Genomic DNA, 19,780 nt, shown 5'->3' on the forward strand with positions numbered 1-19,780 from the left:
GATTTAAACAATGAACTCATCTCTTTGGGTAGCTAAAACCGGTTTGGATGCACAACAGACCCGCATGCAGGTGACCAGTAACAACTTGGCCAACGCCAATACCACTGGATTTAAGCGTGACCGAGCCTCTTTCGAAGACCTGTTATATCAAAACCAGCGTCAGGTCGGCGGCCAAACATCGCAACAAACGCGCTCCCCCAGTGGTATGAACGTTGGTACCGGGGTCAGGGTGGTGTCCACTGAAAAAATCCATCAGCAGGGCAGCATGAATCAAACCGGAAATTCACTGGATATGGCGGTTCAAGGACGGGGTTTTTTCCAAATTCGTATGCCCGACGGCACCATGGCGTATACCCGTGATGGCGCGTTTCAATTAGATGATCAGGGTCAACTGGTCACCAATAGCGGCAATATTGTTGAGCCGGGTATTTCTGTTCCCCAGGGAACCTTGAGTGTCACAGTGGGCAGTGATGGGGTGGTGAGTGCGCAGTTGCCTGGTGACCCGTCTCCCATTCAGGTAGGCAGTATTCAGCTTGCCGATTTTGTTAATCCGGCGGGTCTTCAGGCGCGGGGTGAGAATCTTTATCTGGAATCAGCCTCGAGTGGCTCTCCCCAAACCGGGACACCGGGACTGACAGGCATGGGCAGTATTGCTCAGGGCGCGCTGGAAGGGTCAAACGTGAATGTGGTGGAAGAGCTGGTCAATATGATCGAAACCCAGCGGGCGTATGAGATGAATTCCAAAGCCATCGCCACCAGCGATCAAATGATGCAGTACGTGAATAACAATATGTAACAGCGTCTTGGCATGGGACACGAGTAATGAATGTAATGAAGCGAAAAAGTCTGACCGTGTTAATGCTAATGGCATTACTGGGTGCATGTGCTCAAAACCCTGCCGCGAAAGGTGGCCCCCAGTGGGAGTCGGCGGCGGTTCCTGTGGAGCCTATGCCTGCAGCAACGGCAGGTGCGGTGTATCGGCCGAATTATGGCATGAGCCTGTTTCTTGATCGTCGGGCCCGGCAGGTTGGCGACATCATTACTGTGACCCTGCAAGAGAAAACCGACGCCAGTAAATCTTCCAGTACGGCTACCGCCAAAGAGAGCAATATTGCGATTCCTGGGGTTACGGTACTCGGGCGGGGAGTTACCCATGAGGGGGTTCCGATTTTAACGACCGGGGTCAATTCCGATCAGGATTTCTCGGGGCAGGGTACCAGTTCCCAAAGTAATAGCCTTACCGGCAGCATTACCGTAACCGTGTCAGAAGTGTTGGCCAATGGCAGTTTGCGGGTACGGGGTGAAAAGTGGGTCACTATTAATCAGGGTGAGGAGTTTATCCGCTTGCAAGGTATTGTCCGGCCGGAAGATATTGGTGCCGACAATACCTTGCCGTCATACAAAGTGGCCGATGCCAGAATTGCCTATAGCGGCAAGGGTGCTCTGGCCGACGCTAATTCAATGGGTTGGCTAGGGCGCTTATTCCAATCTGTGTTATCACCATTTTAAAGGGGCTGGATATGTTGATGAAGCGTTCACAGGCCATTTGCAAAACGATGTTGTCGGCCCTGATGGTTTCGATGTTGCTTATCGCGGTTAATCAGCCCGCAAGGGCAGAGCGGGTTAAAGACCTGGTGAGTGTTGCCGGCGTGCGTGACAATCAGTTGGTAGGCTACGGCTTGGTCGTGGGCTTGAGTGGTACGGGTGACCAAACCAGCCAAGCGCCATTTACTATTCAAAGTATTCGGAACATGCTCACCGGCTTTGGTATTCGGGTGCCAGATAACGTTAATCCCCAGCTGAAAAACGTGGCGGCGGTGACGATACATGCCGATTTACCAGCTTTCTCTAAACCCGGACAAACGATTGACGTTACGGTGTCATCCATTGGTAATGCGGCGAGCTTAAGAGGCGGCAGCTTGTTAATGGCACCGTTGATGGGGGCCGATGGTCAAGTGTACGCCATTGCTCAGGGTAGCTTGCTAGTGGGGGGGCTGGGTGCTTCAGGTAATGATGGTTCTCGGGTAACGGTAAATATTCCCAGCGCAGGACGTATTCCCAATGGTGCCACGGTTGAGCGTGCTGCGCCGAGTGTTATGGCGTCTAACGGTGAAGTTATGCTGAACTTAAATAAGCCTGATTTCACCACGGCTCGGCGCCTTGCCGAACAAATTAATACTACGTTTGGTCCTGGCACTGCCAGCGCAATGGATGCTGCCAGCGTAAAAGTGTTGGGGCCGAGCAATGCTGACCGCAGTGTGACGTTTATTTCTATGCTCGAAAGCCTAGAGATTACACCTGCAGAAGCGGGTGCCCGGGTGGTGGTTAACTCCCGCACTGGCACCATTGTGATTGGTGGCAATGTTCGGGTTATGCCTGCGGCTGTCACCCATGGCTCGCTGACGGTGTCGATCTCCGAGAGTGTCAATGTCAGTCAGCCTGGTGCATTTAATCGTGGTGGCCAGACGGTAGTGACGCCAGAATCGCGCATTGATGTGACTGAAACGGGATCGCGCATGTTTCTGTTGGATGCCGGCGTCACCTTAGAAGAAATTGTTAAAGCCATTAATTCGGTGGGGGCAGCTCCTGGCGATTTAGTGGCGATATTAGAAGCGCTGGATCAGGCGGGTGCCTTGCGCGCCGAGCTGGTGGTGATCTGATCATGGACGTAAAGCCCAGTAACTATCACGACTTCTCTGGTTTAACAGCCCTTAAAAAAGAGGCAGGTCAAAGCCCTGAGGAGGCCGCGTTACCGGTAGCCCGTCAGTTTGAAGCACTGTTTGTGCAAATGATGTTAAAGAGCATGCGCGCTGCTGTGCCAGAAGGTGGTTTGTTTTCTGATTCCAGTCAAAAAATGTACATGGATATGTTGGACAGCCAGTTGTCGGTGTCGGTGGCTGATGGGGGCGGTATTGGTTTGGCAGAGGTGATTGCCAGCCAGATTGCCCAGCAAGATGGCGGCAATGATTCGACCACGGCTGACGCCAGTGCCGAAGCGCTGCGAATGCAACTGCGACAATCCCGTATTCAGGAATACACCCAATCTGCCGATATGTCGGCACTAAAGTAAGAGGTTTGTTATGGGTGATATGTTAGGTAATGCGTTGTCGGCGCTGGTTTCGTATCAGCGAGCCATGGCAACAACCAGCCACAATATTGCCAATGCCGATACTGAGGGCTATAGCCGTCAACGGGTGGATTTTGCCACCCGCAGCCCGGAGCAACTCGGCAGCCTGACAATTGGCTCAGGGGTCAATGTGTCTTCAGTACGGCGGGTTTATGATGAATTTGCTGCCAGTCAATTGCGTGATGCCACCGCCGGTTTTAATCAGCTCGACAGTTATTATCAGCTCTCGGTACAACTGGATAATGTGATTGCCGACCCGGATATTGGCCTCAGCGCGTCATTGTCACGTTTTTATAACAGTATTCAAGATGTGGCCGATGATCCCGGTTCAATGTCGTCTCGACAGTTGATGTTGGCCGAGGCCAATAGCTTGACTGGGCGGATTGCCGGTTTAGATTCACAAATGGCAACCTTGAATAAAGAAGTCAATCTGCGAATCTCCAGCTCGGTGGCCGAGGTGAATGATTTGACCGGGCAGCTTGCAGAACTTAATCGTTTGATTGTAGAAGGTCAGGGTCAGTTTGGCACCGCAGCCAACGACTTAATGGATCAACGGGATCAAACCCTGCTGAAACTGAATGAGCTGATTGGTATTAAAACCGTGGCCCAAGACGATGGCGCGGTGAATGTTTTTATTTCTAATGGTGAATCGCTGGTGCTCGGGGAAAAAACCACCAAACTGACGGCGGTTGCCAGTCAGTTTGAGCCGGGTCGCATCGAATTAGCAATGCAAAAAAGCAATAGCAGTCCGATTATTTCTGACATTGTTGGCGGCGGGGTATTGGGCGGTGTGCTGTCTTTTCGAGATGGTATTTTGGCTGAGGCTCAGGGGGAGTTGGGCCGGATTACCATTTCTGTTGCGGATACCCTCAACCAACAAAATCGTGCGGGTTTAGATTTAAATGGCAATCTGGGACAAGACATCTTCCAGTTAGCAGACCCTCAGGTATACCGGTCCAGCAGTAATCAGGGCAGCGCAAGCTTAGATGCGCAAATCAGTGATGTGTCTCAACTTGGCGGCGATAATGTTCGGCTGCGGTTTGATGGCAGTGATTGGCAGTTTTATTCCCAAGGTAGCAGCGTTCCCATCAGTGGTATTAATGGCATGGGCAGTGCGTCTAATCCCTTTGTTATTAATGGCGTGAATGTGGTGGTTAATGGCAGTCCGCAGGCGGGGGATGAATTTTTACTTCGCCCCACTGCCGATGCAGCAACGGGCTTACGAGTGGCGTTAACTGACCCAGCACTGGTGGCTGCCGCAGCGGCAAGCCGCAGTCGCACCGATGGCAACAATCTTGGTGGTGGCAGTATCTCTGAAACTGACATTGTCGATGCGACAGATCCTAACTTGCTGAGCAATGTGGAGATTAGCTTTACATCAACCGGCAGCTACCAAATTAACGGCACGGGTAATTTTACTTATACGGCGGGTGAAGCCATTGAGCTTAACGGCAGTCGCGTTGTTATTTCTGGCAATCCGGCGTCTGGGGACCGCTTTTATATTGAGGCCAATTACGGTGGTGTTGCCGATAATCGCAATGCTCTGAAACTGGCCACGACAGAATCCCAAGCCATTCTTAATGGCGGCACAACAAGCATTCAAGATGCTCTCAGCGGTTTGGTTGGCGATGTGGCGGTAGCGACCCGCAGTGCTGAGGTGAATAGACAGTCGCAAGAGAATTTGCTGAGCCAAACCCAGGCTCGTCAGCAAGAAGTTTCTGGGGTGAACCTGGATGAAGAGGCGGCCAATCTACTCAAATATCAACAGGCCTATCAAGCCGCAGCTAAAGCTACCAGTACTGCCAATGATATGTTTCAGGCTTTGATGTCGGCCTTTCGCTAAGGCGATCTACGACGTGATGACGTAGCGAAATGAAGAGTAACTGACTATGAGAATTTCCACCGGACAGATTTTTGCGAATGGCCTCAGCAGCATGCTGGAGCAGCAAGCGAAGCTGGCAAAAACCCAGGAGCAAGTGGCGACCGGAAATAAAATTCTATCGCCATCAGATGACCCGGTGGGCAGCGTGCGTGGGCTGGAACTGAACCGCTCCTTGGAGCGCACCCAACAGTTTCAACGCAATGCCAATATTTTGGACAGCCGCCTGAGCTTAGAAGAGGGGATGTTGGCCAACAGTGTGGATATTTTGCAGCGGGTCAGAGAGCTTGCTTTGCAGGCCAATAATGCGACCCAAAGCAATGAGTCTCGGGCAGCGATTGCCAGTGAAGTGTCACAACAGCTGGATATGTTGCTGGGTTATGCCAATACCCAAGACCCTTCGGGTAATTATATTTTTGGAGGTCATTCTCAAGGGGATAGACCCTTTGACCTTGTGAATGGTGAGGTTGTGTACCGGGGTGACGATGGCCAGCGAGCACTGCAAATTGGTCCAGCGGCAAAGATCGCCGATGGCGACCCTGGCTCCAAGGTGTTTATGCAAGTGGCAAGTAACGCCAGTAGTTATCGTCTGGCTCAAGGTGAGAGTAATGGCGTTGCCTTGTCCGCAACGACCTTAGCCCAGTTAAATCAGTTTGCTGGTGACACCGTCACCATCGCGTTTACCCAGGCAGATGAATATCAAGTTGTTGATGCTGCCGGTAATGTATTGTCTACCAATAGCTATCAAAACGGCGACAGCATCCAGATCGGTGGCGTAGACGTGACGCTGCTGGGTACGCCGTTAAGTGGCACCGAAATAACCCTTAACAGTCGGCAGCCAGTGGATGTGTTTGCTTCTTTGTCATCGTTAGCGGCAACGCTGTCTCAACCTATTAATGCGGCAGAAGAGCGGGAAGCTCTAAAAGCAAAAATAGACACGGCTATAGCTTGGTTGGATCGTTCTATTGATCACATGGTGGACAAGCAGGCCGGGGTCGGGGCAAGAATGCAGTCGCTGGAACAACAAATGGACACCAACGCCGGCGCTGAAATTCAGCTACAACAAAGTCTCAGTGATCTCACCGCACTGGATTACGCCGAGGGCATTAGCCGTATGAACCAGCAGTTGTTGGGTTTGCAGGCGGCTCAGCAGGCTTTTGCCAAGGTGCAGGGCTTGTCGTTATTCAGTTATCTATAAAGCCTTGAGTTTTCAAAGCCTATGCACTATTTCTCTGGCGGTGCCATGTGCTCCATGATGTTTTCTAGGCGATCGGCAAGAAAACGGCTGGCGGCAATCTCCATTGCCCGTCCTAACTCTGCGTCTACCACTATCTCTGCCATCGGCCGCATACGCCAAACCAGCTCGGCGATTTTTGGAAATTCTTCTTTCGGCGGTAGCGTTTGATCGCCGTAAGGTTCTAGCACGTGGTGAGAGATTAACTTCACAAACTCATTTGCTACTCGCTCTACATTGCCTCGCATCATTCGTAAGATACTTAGCAGCTCTTCCAGGGGAATGCCTGTTTTACAAAGTTCAGCGGCAACGTTGAGGGTGCTCATGCTGGAGACTCGCACTTTGGTGCCACTCAGGGAAAATAGCCCCAGGTCCGATGCCGTTTTAATGGCACTGGGGGTGAGCCGGGTGCCAAACATTGAGATCAGTTGGGTCATGGGAACGGTGATGGGTTGCTCATTGGTCCAAGGTGAGCTCAATGCCGTCTCCATGCCCAAGACTTCGCTTAGGCCAACCCCTTTTTCGATGGCCGACAGCAATTCTCGGATGCTGGTCAGGGTGTAGCCTCGATCCAGTAAATTTGAGATAAGGGTTAGCCGCGATAAGTGGCTATTGTTGTAGATACCTTTGCGGCCTCTCAGGCTTGGAGGGGGGAGGACGCCCCGATCCTGATAGGCACGAATATTTCTTACCGTGGTATTGGCGGCCAAGGCCAATTCTTCAACACTGTATTCCTTGCCGGTATCACTGCTCTCATCAGAGCCAAGTTCTGTCGAATTTGGCAGATATTGGGCCATGTTAGAGATAGTGTCCTCTGGAAACTTCATATTGCTTACGTCCTATACCTGACTATAAAAAGATTTTTGAGTGCTGATCTACTAAATTGCTTCTATCATGTTGACAATGAACACGTCAGGCGTTTATGTTACATCGTACAGTGTCAGATAATAATAACACGATAGTTGAGATGTGTTCGTATGAGAAAGTCCACCTTATTTCCGGCAGTGCTATTGGTATCTTCGTCCTTGGCTGCAACTTTAGCAAATGCTGCAAAGCTTGAGGAGGTGGTAGTAACCGCCCAAGTTCGTGAGCAGAACCTGCAAGATGTGCCGGTATCTGTCAGCGCCATGTCGGGTGAGAAAATGATGGAAGCGGGCATTAACCGCATGGAGGACCTTCAAGCCTATGTCCCAAATTTGACGGTAACCGAAAGTGGTATCAGTACAGATATTTTTATCCGCGGCATTGGTACTGGTATGAACCAAGGTTTTGAGCAGTCAGTAGGGATGTATGTTGATGGTATTTACTACGGTCGGGCGCAGCTTGCCCGGGCACCTTTTCTGGATTTGGCTCGGGTAGAAGTGTTGCGAGGACCGCAGAATATTCTTCACGGTAAAAACAGCATTGCCGGGGCCGTTAATATTGTTACCGCAAGTCCATCTGATGAGTTTGAAGGACTGATTTCTGCCTTGTACGAGCCAGAATACGATGAGCGTGTTTTTGATTTGATGTTATCTGGGCCGGTGACAGATACGGTGGGGTTTCGTTTTGCGGGCCGGGTTAGGGATACCGGGGGCTATGTGGAAGATCCATTTTTGAGTTTGGATGTGCCCCAGTATGATCAAGCGACGTTTAGAGGCAAGCTGCAGTGGCTGGCCAATGATCAAACCACCATTAACGTAAAACTGGAGTTGGGTTCCTTTGACTCCTTGGGTCGCCAAGCGGAAATTATCAACAATGAACCGTCTACTTCGAGTAACCCCGTACTGGCGGGTCGAACCCAGGCGGAAATTTTGGATAGAACCTTTTTGCCTCCCTTTGTGAACTTGGACACTGACGACTCGGTTACTAATACCACCCAAGATTATGTGCATTCGACTAACGGCAACTACAGCAATAACGATACCCAAAACCTTACGGTAAACGCCGTTTGGGAAAGCGATAGTGGCCACACAATTACTTCAATTAGTGGTTACTTGCACTACAAATACGATGATCTCTGCGATTGTGATGCCACTGCGGCTGAGCTTTTCAAATTTGGCTTAAAAGAGAATTACGATCAATTTAGCCAGGAGCTTCGTTGGGTTTCTCCTGGCGGGGAAGCCGTTGAATATATTGGCGGTATCTATCTTCAACATAATGAGCTGCACTTTGAAGATGTTTTAATTCAAGACTCTGATGTCGTGGTTCAGTTGATAAATGCTCTTGATTATCTCGAGCTGGGTATGCGTGGCGACCTCGATCCGCTAGCCGGTGGCTTATCACCAGAAGAGGTGCTTGGCGTGGGTGATGCCGGTAATGCGATTGCTGATATTACCGCCCCCCGAGATTTCTACAGTGAATCCGATATTGCTTCGGCCTTTCTTCAGTCTACCTTTAACCTGCGAGATGATTTTCGGTTGACCCTGGGTGGTCGCCTTACGTACGAAAAGAAAACCGGACGCCGCAAGCTGGATTACGCAGATTTAGACGGTAATGTACTGCCCGTAGGTGAGGTGGATACTGTTGCCGCGATTACGTTTGCAGCCGAACGTCACGATTTGCAGGGGTCTCGTAGTGAGACCCACTTTTCACCTTTAATCAATATTCAATGGGATTATTCCGCCGATGGCATGGCTTATTTTACCGCCACGCAGGGGGTAAAAGCCGGCGGCTTCGATGCTCGTTCAAACGCGTCTCCCAGTGATGAGCTGGTGGTAAGAAACCCCGGCGCCACAGTGGCCAACCAAATTGCCCTGATTGGTACTTTTGAATACGACGAAGAAGTGGCCACCAGTTTTGAGGCAGGATTTAAAACCGGTTTGCTAGACGGTGCTGCCGAATTGAATCTCGCCTATTTTTACACCATTTATGAAGATCTGCAGGTCAGCCTTTTTGACGGCACCGTGGGCTTTAAAGTTGGTAATGCCAAAGAAGCGGTGACTCAAGGTATTGAACTGGATGGTCGCTGGCAGATTACGGACTACTTTATGCTTGGTGGTGCTCTAGCCTTATTGGATTTTGAATTTACTGATTTTAGTAACGGTCAATGTATTCAAGATCAAATCCCCGATGCCGCTAATGGCCGGGACTGTGATTACACCGGTAAAACCAACCAATATGTTTCGGACTGGTCAGGCACATTTTTGATGGGCTTAAAAGCCCCCCTTACCGAGAGCTTGGGTTTTGGTGCGCAGTTGGATGTGGTCTTCTCTGATAACTACAACCCCTCGTCAAACTTAGATCCCCGGGTAGAGCAAGATGGCTTTGCAAAACTCAATGGCCGTTTGGGAATTGGCGCTATTGATCGCAGCTGGGAGTTGTCGCTGGTAGGCAAAAACCTGACCGATGAAGCGGTGATTGTGTATGTTGCGGATACACCGTTGTCAAAAACCTTATTTGGTGTGACCAGCCATACGGCGTTTGTTGAGCCGCCCCGCACGATTGCATTGCAGTTTAATTATCGGCTTTGAGCTGGAGAAGGGGAGGTTAACGATGAATCTGATAGTCAGGGTTGCTGGTCGATTACTTGCGGTGTTTGTGCTGATGCAATATGCAAGCATCATTTCAGCGAACGAAAACTGGGAGCTTAAAAAGCAAGCCTCGGGTATCTCGGTATATACCCGTGAGGTACCAGGTTCCGATATTCGTGAATTCCGCGGTGATATCGAAATAGCCGCCGGGTTAAATTCGCTCATGGCCGTGTTGGACGATACGGAAGGGTTTTGCAAGTGGATGCATAATTGCAGTGTGGCCAAATTAATATACAAACCCAGCCTGTTAGAGCGTTATCAATATCTCGTAAATGATTTTCCGTGGCCTGCGAGTGACAGAGATATGCTACTGCGCAATGATATTTCACAAGATCCGGTAACTGGGGTGGTCACCGTTGCGCTGACAGCGGTGCCATTAAGTGAACTGCCCGATGCTCAGCAAGTGGCTGTACCCAACAACGATGATTTGCGACGCATTGAACGCTTACAGGGTTTTTTTGAATTAACGCCAATTTCTAATGCTAAAAGCAAAGTGCGCTTTCAGCTGCACATGGACCCTGCCGGGAGATTACCCGCCAGCTTGGTAAATTCTTTAATTGTTGATAATCCTTTTGAAACATTGCAGGGCTTACAAAAACAGGTTTTGCGGCCAGAATATCGTCATTTTGATCCCTTTTGAGTCGCACGAAAATTTTTAAGTCACTGTTATTTAAAATAAAAATAAATACTCTTAGTAAATTTTGCCTAAGTCAAAATATTTACAAAAATTAACTTTACATCAAATGATGTTGTATTTAGTATTTGACATTAAATGATGTTACATAAATAAGTGGTTTATTTGGGAGGCGCTCAATGTCTACTGCGATTCGTCCAGTTCATCGAAATCTAACATTCCATTTACCTGCTCACCGTATTCATGATTGGCATGTGGAAGGTGTGCATGTCAGTCATTTTTACAATGCGCTATCGGTATTCTTTCCTGATGGCGAGCGGTTTTTTATTGATAGCGTCCGCAATTATCGTGATCAAATTGAAGACCCTGAGTTGAAGTTGGCAGTGCGGGGGTTTATTGGTCAGGAAGCAATGCATGGTCGCGAGCATGAAGATTACAACGAAGCACTTGAAGACCGCGGGATTCCAGTTAAGCGATATAGCGCTATTATTTTGGGCCTACTTAACACCATGCGACGTTTTCTACCCAAAAAAATGCAACTGGCGACGACTATTGCGCTAGAGCATCTCACGGCTATTTTGGCCCACCAGTTATTAACCGAGCCTAAAATGCTGGAAGAATCCGACCCGCGTTTTGCGGCGATCTGGCGTTGGCATGCGCTGGAAGAAACCGAGCATAAAGCGGTGGCTTATGATGTGTATCAGGCAACCGTTGGCAAGGGGTTGGGTGCGTATCTTCATCGCTGCTTTGCACTGATTTCAGTGACGACAGTATTTTGGGCGATGGTGCTGCCTATGCATATTGATATGGTGCGGCGGGAAGGCGAGCTTTTCAGCATTAAAGGCTGGTGGAAGGCCATGAAGTTTCTTTGGGGACCTGTGGGCTCGTTACGAAAAACCATTCCCGACTGGCTTGATTATTTTAAGCCGGGGTTTCACCCCTGGGACCATGACAATAGCCAATATCTGCAAGAGCTGGATGGACTTGCAGAGACCGTTCGGAGTTATTCTACTGCCGAGGCAGGGGCGTGAACATGCCTCTGCAAGCGAGTAAGACTGTCAACTTTGAGGAAATGAATGCCTTGTTTTCTCAATCCGCGTTGTCTCAATTTGATGATGGGGTGTTAAACGCTTGGCGGCCTTTACGACGCTCTTTATGGCGCTACATGCAGCCAATTATGGGGTTTCAAGCGGCGTGTCGTACAGAGTATGCCCAGCTGGATGATCATCGAATTTGTTTTTGGCAAGCAGGCAGTGCCGAAGAAACTGTGTTGTTATTGCATGGTTTTGGCTCAAGCAAAGAGAATTGGGCTTTTGTGGCAAGCAAATTTGCTCACTGCCGGATTGTGATCCCCGATCTCCCCGGTTTTGGCTGCAGTGATTTCCATTTTGGGGCCGACTATTCTCTTGCGGCTCAGGCTGAGCGTTTGGCGGATTTTATAGAGCAGCAAGATATAAAAAAATGTCATGTGGTTGGTAGCTCAATGGGAGGGGCAATAGCCGCCTTGCTTGCAGTCAATCAGCCGGAAAAAATTGCCAGTCTTACCTTAATGAATGCGGCGGGGGTGTCTGCCGAGCGCAGTAGCTTACTGGAAAGCAGTCTGCTTGATGGCGTTAATCCCTTAGCACCTGGGAGCCGAAAAGACGCGGCCATGGTTTTTGCGATTTGTTTATATAAGGGCCACCGGGCTTTGGCGGCTTTTCTTAGTTGGGTGTTGGCGGGGGAGATGAGTCACCGTAAACCCGTCAATGATTATTTATTCAGTTTATTAATTGTCTCCCAGCAGCATGTTTTCAATAACTTAAAGAATGTTTCCGTTCCCACCCTTATTTTATGGGGTAGTGAAGACCGGGTATTAGATGTTAGCTGTGTCGGGGCTTTTCGCCAGCAAATTCCCCATGCTCGGTCTCGGATTTTAGCCAATATTGGCCATTTGCCTATGCTGGAGTCTCCGGGATTGACAGCGAAAATACTGAAAGAATTCTGGCAAAGTCTCAAATAATTAAGCGAGATGGACATGAATAGCGCAGTTGATAAAAAACATACTCCCCCGGCTGAAGCAGTCGATAACACCGATATTATAGAAACAGCTATTATTGGCGCGGGCTTTGGCGGGATTGGCCTCGCTATTCGGATGCAGCAACAGGGTTTGCAGGATTTTCTGATTTTTGAAAAAGCCGACGATGTTGGTGGAGTCTGGCGAGATAATATTTACCCAGGTGCGGCCTGTGATGTGCCGTCTCACTTGTACTCATTTTCTTTTGAACCGAATCCTGACTGGGGGCGGCGATTTAGTCCTCAGCAAGAGATTTACAGCTATTTACAATATTGCACACGTAAACATAATCTGAAAGATAAACTCTGTTATGGCCATGAGTTAAACAGCATGCGCTTTGATGAGGAAAGAGGATTATGGATTATTGAGTTTACCGAGGGTCGCCGCCAGCTAGCTCGGAGTGTGGTGATGGCCATAGGCGCATTAAATATCCCTCAGTATCCTAATATTAAAGGCTTGCAAGACTTTAAAGGCCGCTTAATGCATACCGCTGAATGGGATGCAGAGTTCAAGCCAAACGGCAAGCGAATTGCCGTTATTGGTACTGGGGCAAGTGCGATTCAGGCCATTCCCGAGCTGCAAAAAACGGCTGACTCGTTGGCGGTGTTCCAGCGTACCCCCCCTTGGGTTATGCCCAAGTTTGATAAGAAAATTAAACCATCTGAAGCACGTCGCTTTCGTCGTTTTCCCTTTCTTCAGCGTCTTTCCCGCGGGGTGCAATATAGTATTGCCGAGTCGGTAGTACTCGGATTTTTATGGGACAGTTTTTTAACCCGGATTTTTGAAAAAGTCGGTCGTTCGCATTTGCGTAAGGTAATTAAAGACCCTGTTTTGAGAGAGAAGCTGACGCCCAGTTATTCTATGGGGTGTAAGCGGGTCTTGCTGTCAGACGACTACTATCCGGCCCTGCAAAAGCCGAATGTGAGTCTTATAGACAGTGGCATCAGCCACATAGATGAAACCGGTGTTGTCGATGCCAATGGCCAGCATCATGAGTTGGATGCCATCGTCTTGGCAACGGGCTTTAAAGTGCCGGTAGCAGGGTCGCCAATGCCGGTTTATGGCATGGCGGGGCGAAATCTCAATGACGATTGGGCTGAAGGCTCCGAAGCTTATAAAGGTATGACCGTCAGTGGCTATCCAAATATGCTGTATATGATGGGGCCGAATACTGGTCCGGGAAATACCTCGGTGATTTATTATATTGAGTCACAAATACATTACGCGCTGAAATATCTGAAACGTTTACGGCGACAGCCTGAGCATTACTTAGATCTGCGCAAAGATGTGCAGCGCCGCTTTAATGATGACTTGCAAGCTAAAATGGAGGGGACGACTTGGACCTCTGGCTGCAACAGCTGGTATCTCACCCCAAGTGGTAAGAATACAACGCTGTGGCCCAGTTTTTCTTGGCGTTATCGCCTGATGACCAAGAAATTCACCTTTGCCGATTACTATGCGTTCAAGGTCGAGCCGGATCAATTGGAAACATCAGACGAACAAGTGTTGGCGTCCTGAGGCGAATGAAATGAAAGTAAACAATAAAATTGTTGCAGTTACCGGGGCTGGGTCAGGAATTGGTCGCGCTTTGGTGGAAGAGTTGTTGTTAATGGGTGCTTCTGTGGCAGCGTCAGATGTCGATAAGCAGGGCTTAGAATATTTACGTGGCAAGGCACCAGAGGCTCGCTTGTTACTGTCCATAGTTGATGTGGCAGACCAGCAGGCAGTAACAGCATGGCAAATGGAGGCCGAGCATTATTTTGGTGGCGTAGATATTATTATCAATAATGCCGGGGTTGCCTTGAGCAGTCATGCTGCACGACAAGCTCGGGAGCAAATGGAGTGGCTTTTTAATATTAATTACTGGGGCGTCATTAATGGTACGGAAGCATTTCTGCCGAGCTTAATGGCACGCCCTGAAGCCTATATCGTGAATATCTCCAGCTTATTTGGTTTGCTATCGGTGCCATCGCAGTCGGCTTATAACGCGGCCAAATTTGCGGTAAGAGGCTATTCAGAGTCTCTGCGTCAAGATCTTAGGGACAGCCATGTTAAGGTACTGACGGTTCATCCTGGTGGCATCCAAACCAATATTGCCAATAATGGTCGCCACTTTGATGCTATGACCAGCAGTAGTGGTGATGTTGAGCGTACAGCAGAGCTGTTTAATGCCATTGCCAAGACCAGCCCGCAGCAGGCGGCAAAAGCAATTCTCCGTAGCATCAGTAAAAATAAGCGTCGTTTGTTAATTGGCAGTGATGCGAAATTATTGGACTTGATCCAACGGCTGTTTCCGGGCTCCTATGACCGCATACTATTGCCACTGGTTAATTTTGGCTCGCGCCGTATCTTAAAAAAGCTGGATGCAAAGCGGCGCAATGCGGTTAAAGCCTCTTAATTCCTTGTTAAAATAGCATGCCTGGCGGCTTTGAAGAATAACAACTACCTTGATAGGTACATCTACTAACGAAAAAGTTTTAAAGGTTTTTCCTAAGACTCCGATACATAGTTTGAAAGCGCAATAAGGCCAAACGGCTGATGCTTAACTAGAAGACGATAGTCTTTATCTCAAAGAGATTAGGAGAAACACCATGGCACTTAGCATTAACACCAACGTCGCTTCTTTGAACGCACAGCGTAACCTGTCGCGCTCACAAGAAACGTTAAATACCTCACTACAGCGCCTGTCCACCGGTTTGCGCATTAACAGTGCGAAAGACGATGCAGCGGGTCTGGCAATTTCTACACGCTTCACTACCCAGATCAACGGTTTGAACCAAGCTGTGCGTAATGCCAACGACGGTATCTCGCTGGCACAAACAGGTGAAGCCGCTCTGGATGAAATTACCAATAACCTGCAACGTATTCGTGAACTAGCGGTGCAGTCTGCTAACTCTACTTACTCTGCATCTGATCGCGCCGCTTTGGACGCAGAAGTTCAACAACGCCTGGCTGAGATTGATCGTATCGGAGGTCAAACCTCATTCAACGGCACCAAGATTCTCGACGGCAGCTTTGGTACAGCGACCTTCCAGGTTGGCGCAAACGTGGGTGAAACCATCTCTGTTAACTTAAACAGCGGGGTTAAATCCAGCCAGATTGGTCAGGTGGCCAGCCAAACTAACACCGTCACAGCTGGCGCATTGGTTTCTGGCGGTCTGACTTTGGCAGTGGGTGACGCAGCCGCTGTCACCGTGGGCGCCTCAGCAGCGGGCTCAAAAGGGATTGATGCAACTCTGACTGAAGGCGGACAAGCCGCTTCCAGTGCTTATGCCAAGGCTGAAGCGATTAATGCTGCCGGTATTTCAGGTTTGTCTGCACTGGCTAGTACTGAAGCTACTATCGCTTTTACTGATGTGACCAGTGCGGGTGGTGCAGGTACCTACAGCTTAAAAATTAACGACACAGATATTTATGACACCGCAGTTGTCGGTTCAACTCTGGATATCGGAACTGTTGCCGCGGCCATTAATGCCAAGTCAGCCGAGCTGGGTGTGACCGCTGAAGTAAGCGGCAGCGACATTGTGTTGACTGCTGAAGATGGCCGTACCATTCAGATTGATGAGACTCTGGCGGGTGACACAGCAGGTGGTGTTAGCGACTCGACTAACTACGGTGAAATCACCTTATCTGCTTCTGAGGCCATCACTGTTGGCGGTACTGCGCCAGGCACCACGGGCTTCTCTGCGGGTACCGTTGCGCTGGGTAGCGATACCTTGGCTTCTGCAAGTGTTGGCGATGTAGATAGCGCAAACGACGCTATTCAGCGTGTTGATGCTGCTTTGACCTCGGTCAGTAATCTGCGTAGTGACTTTGGTGCGGTTCAAAATCGCTTTGAGTCAACCATCACTAACTTGCAGACCATTTCCGAAAACCTGTCAGCTTCACGGGGACGGATCTTGGATGCAGATTTCGCGGCTGAGACAGCTAATCTGACCAAGGCGCAAATCCTGCAACAAGCGGGTACTGCGATTCTTGCTCAGGCTAACTCCCTGCCGCAAAGTGTTCTCAGTCTGCTGCAATAAGCTGACACAAGTCTCGCAGCCCTCAGGGCTGCGAGACTGATTAGCTTCAACAAACTGTTTTGAAACTGGCGGTAGGGGCTTATAGCTCTTACCGCTGTTTGCGTATGTCGGTAGCTAAAACCATACCGACAAGGCGGTGAAAAAATGAACAGTAATGTCAATATCACAAATACTACAGCCAATACGGTCGGGGTGGCCGCAGCAAAGCATGATCTTATTAAACCGCAGCAGTTAAGTGCTACCAGCCAGCTTGAATTGCCAAAACAACAGACTAAAAGCGCAGACCATAGTCGAATGGCGCTGGCTTTGCTTGCAGAATTTGGCCGTGCAGACTCCATTGAAAAAACAGAACAGGCGGTAGCCAAGCTGAATGAATTTCTCAAGGACAGAGAGCGAGAGCTGGAGTTTTCTGTTGATGATGCGACTGGGCGAACGATTCTTAAGGTAATTCATGCGGAAAGTGGCGAGGTTATTCGTCAGATTCCCCCTGAAGAACTGTTAAATGTAATCCGTACCTTTATCGAAGGCACTGGAAGCCTCATTGATGAACAAGCTTGATTGGAAATATGTTATCCCTACATGGATGACTCAGTGTGGGAGTACGGGTTTTTACGAAATGTAAATATTGCTGCTAAGCAGTACTGTTTGAAAGAGTTGTAAATTTCTGGAGACATCATGGCATCATTAACCGCGTCAGGTATTGGCTCTGGGCTAGACATCAACAGTATTGTTTCTCAGTTGGTTTCTGCCGAGCGAGCGCCACAGCAAAACCGCCTGGATGCCAAGGAAGCGCTGATTCAGGCAAGGATGTCAGCCTACGGTACTTTAAAATCTGCGCTCACTGAATTTCAAGGTAGTCTGGCGACGCTTAAAGAGAGTGAGACCTTTGCCAAACGCAGCGCGACGGTGTCGGATTCTAGTGTGTTTACTGCCAGTGCCGATTCCAGTGCTGTACCAGGAAATTACGCTGTATCGGTGGAGCAGTTAGCTAGCCGCCACAAAATTGCTACTCAAGCTTATGCCAATGCTGATTCTGTTGTGGGAACCGGCAACGTAGAGATAGCAGCCAATGGCCAGTCTTTCTCTGTGGCTGTTGTATCAGGAGAAGATTCATTATCGGCAATCCGCGATGCGATCAATAACAGCGAAGATAATTTTGGCGTAACTGCCAGTATTGTTAATGGCGAGGATGGTAGTCATCTGGTGCTTAGCGCCGATAAAACAGGCTTAGAAAACCAGCTTACTGTGACAGCTTTTCCTGATGCCTTAGATACTGGTGATCTGAGCCAACTGGCTTTCGATCCTCAGTCTTTAACTAGCCCAATGACAGAAAAAGCGGCGGCGACAGATACTATTGTCATTGTTGATGGTTTCACACAAACCAGCGCCAACGATCAAATTACCGGCATGATTCAAGGTATTACCCTTAATCTTAATGAAGCTAAACCGGGCGAAAAAATTGACCTGGTGGTAAGCAAAGATGTCAGTAGTGTACGTAAAGCGATAGAAAGCTTTGTGGAAAACTACAATACCTTGATCTCTACTGTTAAAGACCTCACTGCCTATGACCCTGAAGCAAACACAGCAGGCTTACTTCAGGGTGATACCACCACCCGAAATATAGCTAATCGTCTGCGCCAAGAAATTAGCGCGGTAACCGTTGGTGCAGATTCAGAGGTAGATAGCTTGGCGGAGCTGGGTATCACCACTACGGATAATGGCAGCTTAGAAATTGACCCGGGCAAGCTAAACCAAATTTTAGATACAGACTTTGACAGCGTTCCAAGTATTTTTGCGGGTGACAGTGGTTATGCAACACGCCTTGATGGCTTGGTAGCTAACTTAACAGAAAATAATGGTCTGCTATCGACCCGTACTGGTGGCCTTGAGAGTCAAATTGAAAGAATTGGCGATCAGCGTGATGCATTAGAGCGGCGTATAGCGACCATTGAAGCTCGTTATACGGCTCAGTTCTCGGCCTTGGATAGCCTGATTGGTCAGTTGAGCAGTACGGGTGAATTTTTGACCCAGCAGCTAGCTAATTTGCCAGGTATCACGCAAAAGAATTCGTAATCAGGTCTAGTGCCGAGATTATCGTGTTATGTCGTGTGATTATTGAATTACCTTACGGTATCGCCAGTAAGTTTTTGGATGTCAGATCATTTATTTTCAATCATGCTTTTTTCAACATGTGGCATCCGTAAAAGTACGGGGTTAATTTGGGGTAAAGAAGCCAGCAAGTTTGCCGATACGCTATATAACATGGGTAAACACGAGGCACTAAAATGACTTACTCTGCAGGCATGGCCAGTCGAGCGTACAACAGTATTGGAGCACAGACCCAAGTAGCCGGGGCGAGCCCGCATCGTTTGATTCAATTACTGATGGAGGGGGCTCTTGATCGTCTTGCTACCGCTAAAGGTCAAATTCAGCGCAGTGAAACGGTTAATAAAGCGTCGACTATTGGTAAAGTAATTTCTATTATTGATGGCTTGCGCGTTAGTTTAGACCACGATGTTGATACTGAAATGAGCGAAAATCTTGAAAATTTGTATGACTATATGAACCGTCGATTATTAATCTCAAATATTAACAATGATGTGCTTGCGCTGGATGAGGTCACGTCGTTACTAAAAGAATTGAAAGAAGCTTGGGATGCTATCCCTGACGCTACTCACTTTATGGGCGAGTCTGATACTGCTGCGGTTTAAGGAGGTCATCGTGTCGATTATGAACTTTAGATATCAAGATGTGATGAGCCCAAGACAACGTGAGCTGAAGTCACTGCTTGACCTTAGTGAACAAGTATTGAGCTTTGCAGAGCTGGGCGATTGGGGGTCTGCAGTCAAACTGCAGCGGCATCGCCGGGCGAGTATGGAAGAGTTTTTTGCACAGGGTTGTTCAGCTGGTGAGAGTGAACAAGTGGCGTCAGTAATCAAGTATATTTTGGATATTGATCAGCAGGTCTCCGATGTGTTGTACGGCTATAGGAATAAGCTCGTGCAGGAGTCAGGCCTGGCCTCCAGAAATATTCGCCAGCTGGATAACTATATTTCTAATAGCTTGTAACCCAGCTACTTAATAATATTTTTGTACGATAACTTTGTACAAAATTTAATCTTATCAGTGAAGTTATGAGAGCTCACCGTCAAGGTGGAAAGTCTGATGTGATGTAACGCTAGCACGGTTTTTCGCTAGATAAAGGGTATTAGCGCATTAGTTTTGCTTGCTTGAGTCTTTCGTCTACGTGGAAGCGCTTATTTGCTGATGGTGTTGGTGTTGGCACACTTCCTAAAGGGTTTGTTAACACCTT

General features: G+C 48.7%; 18 protein-coding genes. 17 read left to right on the forward strand and 1 reads right to left on the reverse strand.

Annotated elements, in window-relative coordinates:
- The first annotated feature begins 10 nt into the window (after positions 1–10).
- The 6 genes from flgG to flgL are packed head-to-tail and all read left to right on the forward strand — an operon-like array spanning position 11 to position 6,204.
- Entirely contained in the window at positions 11–796 is a 786-nt protein-coding gene (gene flgG / locus IMCC21906_RS08625; protein ID WP_047011832.1) for a flagellar basal-body rod protein FlgG, read from the forward strand.
- A 35-nt stretch (positions 797–831) separates the two neighbouring features.
- Positions 832–1,509: a flagellar basal body L-ring protein FlgH gene (flgH, locus tag IMCC21906_RS08630; RefSeq protein WP_231580240.1), complete on the forward strand. Its 678-nt coding sequence runs from the start codon at positions 832–834 to the stop codon at positions 1,507–1,509.
- 17 nt (positions 1,510–1,526) lie between these two features.
- Entirely contained in the window at positions 1,527–2,660 is a 1,134-nt protein-coding gene (locus IMCC21906_RS08635) for a flagellar basal body P-ring protein FlgI (RefSeq protein WP_369795742.1), read from the forward strand.
- A 2-nt stretch (positions 2,661–2,662) separates the two neighbouring features.
- Entirely contained in the window at positions 2,663–3,070 is a 408-nt protein-coding gene (locus tag IMCC21906_RS08640) for a rod-binding protein (protein ID WP_052763454.1), read from the forward strand.
- Positions 3,071–3,080: 10 nt separating this feature from the next.
- The gene (gene flgK, locus IMCC21906_RS08645) at positions 3,081–4,970 is read left to right on the forward strand and encodes a flagellar hook-associated protein FlgK (RefSeq protein ID WP_052763455.1); all 1,890 of its coding nucleotides are present in this window, start codon (positions 3,081–3,083) and stop codon (positions 4,968–4,970) included.
- Positions 4,971–5,016: 46 nt separating this feature from the next.
- A complete protein-coding gene (flgL, locus tag IMCC21906_RS08650; RefSeq protein ID WP_047011835.1) occupies positions 5,017–6,204 on the forward strand; it encodes a flagellar hook-associated protein FlgL in 1,188 nt (395 codons plus the stop codon).
- 26 nt (positions 6,205–6,230) lie between these two features.
- Here flgL and IMCC21906_RS08655 read toward each other — a convergent pair whose 3' ends face one another.
- The gene (locus tag IMCC21906_RS08655) at positions 6,231–7,067 is read right to left on the reverse strand and encodes a MerR family transcriptional regulator (RefSeq protein WP_197085879.1); all 837 of its coding nucleotides are present in this window, start codon (positions 7,065–7,067) and stop codon (positions 6,231–6,233) included.
- Between the two features lie 150 nt (positions 7,068–7,217).
- Between IMCC21906_RS08655 and IMCC21906_RS08660 the strand changes: the two genes are divergently transcribed.
- From IMCC21906_RS08660 to IMCC21906_RS08710, 11 genes are all read left to right on the forward strand, one after another.
- Complete coding sequence (locus IMCC21906_RS08660; protein ID WP_047011836.1) at positions 7,218–9,692, forward strand: TonB-dependent receptor; 2,475 nt, start codon at positions 7,218–7,220, stop codon at positions 9,690–9,692.
- Positions 9,693–9,714: 22 nt separating this feature from the next.
- Positions 9,715–10,392, forward strand: coding sequence for an START domain-containing protein (locus IMCC21906_RS08665; protein WP_047011837.1), 678 nt, complete (start codon positions 9,715–9,717; stop codon positions 10,390–10,392).
- Positions 10,393–10,565: 173 nt separating this feature from the next.
- Positions 10,566–11,417 carry a metal-dependent hydrolase gene (locus tag IMCC21906_RS08670; RefSeq protein ID WP_052763456.1) on the forward strand — a complete coding sequence of 284 codons (852 nt, stop codon included), beginning with the start codon at positions 10,566–10,568 and terminating at the stop codon, positions 11,415–11,417.
- Between the two features lie 2 nt (positions 11,418–11,419).
- Entirely contained in the window at positions 11,420–12,388 is a 969-nt protein-coding gene (locus IMCC21906_RS08675; RefSeq protein ID WP_047011838.1) for an alpha/beta fold hydrolase, read from the forward strand.
- Positions 12,389–12,403: 15 nt separating this feature from the next.
- On the forward strand, positions 12,404–13,960 hold the full coding sequence (locus IMCC21906_RS08680; RefSeq protein WP_047011839.1) for an NAD(P)/FAD-dependent oxidoreductase: 1,557 nt from the start codon (positions 12,404–12,406) through the stop codon (positions 13,958–13,960).
- Between the two features lie 10 nt (positions 13,961–13,970).
- A complete protein-coding gene (locus IMCC21906_RS08685) occupies positions 13,971–14,840 on the forward strand; it encodes an SDR family oxidoreductase (protein ID WP_047011840.1) in 870 nt (289 codons plus the stop codon).
- Positions 14,841–15,033: 193 nt separating this feature from the next.
- On the forward strand, positions 15,034–16,467 hold the full coding sequence (locus IMCC21906_RS17185) for a flagellin (protein WP_047011841.1): 1,434 nt from the start codon (positions 15,034–15,036) through the stop codon (positions 16,465–16,467).
- A gap of 144 nt (positions 16,468–16,611) precedes the next feature.
- Complete coding sequence (locus IMCC21906_RS16655) at positions 16,612–17,025, forward strand: flagellar protein FlaG (protein WP_082117420.1); 414 nt, start codon at positions 16,612–16,614, stop codon at positions 17,023–17,025.
- Between the two features lie 117 nt (positions 17,026–17,142).
- On the forward strand, positions 17,143–18,540 hold the full coding sequence (gene fliD, locus IMCC21906_RS08700) for a flagellar filament capping protein FliD (RefSeq protein ID WP_047011842.1): 1,398 nt from the start codon (positions 17,143–17,145) through the stop codon (positions 18,538–18,540).
- A 212-nt stretch (positions 18,541–18,752) separates the two neighbouring features.
- The gene (fliS, locus tag IMCC21906_RS08705) at positions 18,753–19,178 is read left to right on the forward strand and encodes a flagellar export chaperone FliS (protein WP_052763457.1); all 426 of its coding nucleotides are present in this window, start codon (positions 18,753–18,755) and stop codon (positions 19,176–19,178) included.
- A 19-nt stretch (positions 19,179–19,197) separates the two neighbouring features.
- Positions 19,198–19,536, forward strand: a complete 339-nt coding sequence (locus IMCC21906_RS08710) for a flagellar protein FliT (protein WP_047011843.1) — start codon at positions 19,198–19,200, stop codon at positions 19,534–19,536.
- The last annotated feature ends 244 nt before the right edge of the window (positions 19,537–19,780 follow it).

The sequence above is a fragment of the Spongiibacter sp. IMCC21906 genome, assembly GCF_001010805.1.
Lineage (GTDB): Bacteria > Pseudomonadota > Gammaproteobacteria > Pseudomonadales > Spongiibacteraceae > Spongiibacter.

What these genes read in the sequence shown, in the direction of transcription:
- IMCC21906_RS08635 (WP_369795742.1), top strand. Translation starts at nt 1,527, where the DNA reads ATGAAGCGTTCACAGGCCATTTGCAAAACGATGTTGTCGGCCCTGATG.
- IMCC21906_RS08660 (WP_047011836.1), top strand. Translation starts at nt 7,218, where the DNA reads ATGAGAAAGTCCACCTTATTTCCGGCAGTGCTATTGGTATCTTCGTCC.
- IMCC21906_RS08680 (WP_047011839.1), top strand. Translation starts at nt 12,404, where the DNA reads ATGAATAGCGCAGTTGATAAAAAACATACTCCCCCGGCTGAAGCAGTC.
- IMCC21906_RS08710 (WP_047011843.1), top strand. Translation starts at nt 19,198, where the DNA reads ATGAACTTTAGATATCAAGATGTGATGAGCCCAAGACAACGTGAGCTG.
- IMCC21906_RS16655 (WP_082117420.1), top strand. Translation starts at nt 16,612, where the DNA reads ATGAACAGTAATGTCAATATCACAAATACTACAGCCAATACGGTCGGG.
- fliD (WP_047011842.1), top strand. Translation starts at nt 17,143, where the DNA reads ATGGCATCATTAACCGCGTCAGGTATTGGCTCTGGGCTAGACATCAAC.
- IMCC21906_RS08665 (WP_047011837.1), top strand. Translation starts at nt 9,715, where the DNA reads ATGAATCTGATAGTCAGGGTTGCTGGTCGATTACTTGCGGTGTTTGTG.
- IMCC21906_RS17185 (WP_047011841.1), top strand. Translation starts at nt 15,034, where the DNA reads ATGGCACTTAGCATTAACACCAACGTCGCTTCTTTGAACGCACAGCGT.
- flgK (WP_052763455.1), top strand. Translation starts at nt 3,081, where the DNA reads ATGGGTGATATGTTAGGTAATGCGTTGTCGGCGCTGGTTTCGTATCAG.
- IMCC21906_RS08655 (WP_197085879.1), bottom strand. Translation starts at nt 7,067, where the DNA reads ATGAAGTTTCCAGAGGACACTATCTCTAACATGGCCCAATATCTGCCA.
- IMCC21906_RS08670 (WP_052763456.1), top strand. Translation starts at nt 10,566, where the DNA reads ATGTCTACTGCGATTCGTCCAGTTCATCGAAATCTAACATTCCATTTA.
- IMCC21906_RS08675 (WP_047011838.1), top strand. Translation starts at nt 11,420, where the DNA reads ATGCCTCTGCAAGCGAGTAAGACTGTCAACTTTGAGGAAATGAATGCC.
- flgG (WP_047011832.1), top strand. Translation starts at nt 11, where the DNA reads ATGAACTCATCTCTTTGGGTAGCTAAAACCGGTTTGGATGCACAACAG.
- IMCC21906_RS08640 (WP_052763454.1), top strand. Translation starts at nt 2,663, where the DNA reads ATGGACGTAAAGCCCAGTAACTATCACGACTTCTCTGGTTTAACAGCC.
- fliS (WP_052763457.1), top strand. Translation starts at nt 18,753, where the DNA reads ATGACTTACTCTGCAGGCATGGCCAGTCGAGCGTACAACAGTATTGGA.
- flgL (WP_047011835.1), top strand. Translation starts at nt 5,017, where the DNA reads ATGAGAATTTCCACCGGACAGATTTTTGCGAATGGCCTCAGCAGCATG.
- flgH (WP_231580240.1), top strand. Translation starts at nt 832, where the DNA reads ATGAAGCGAAAAAGTCTGACCGTGTTAATGCTAATGGCATTACTGGGT.
- IMCC21906_RS08685 (WP_047011840.1), top strand. Translation starts at nt 13,971, where the DNA reads ATGAAAGTAAACAATAAAATTGTTGCAGTTACCGGGGCTGGGTCAGGA.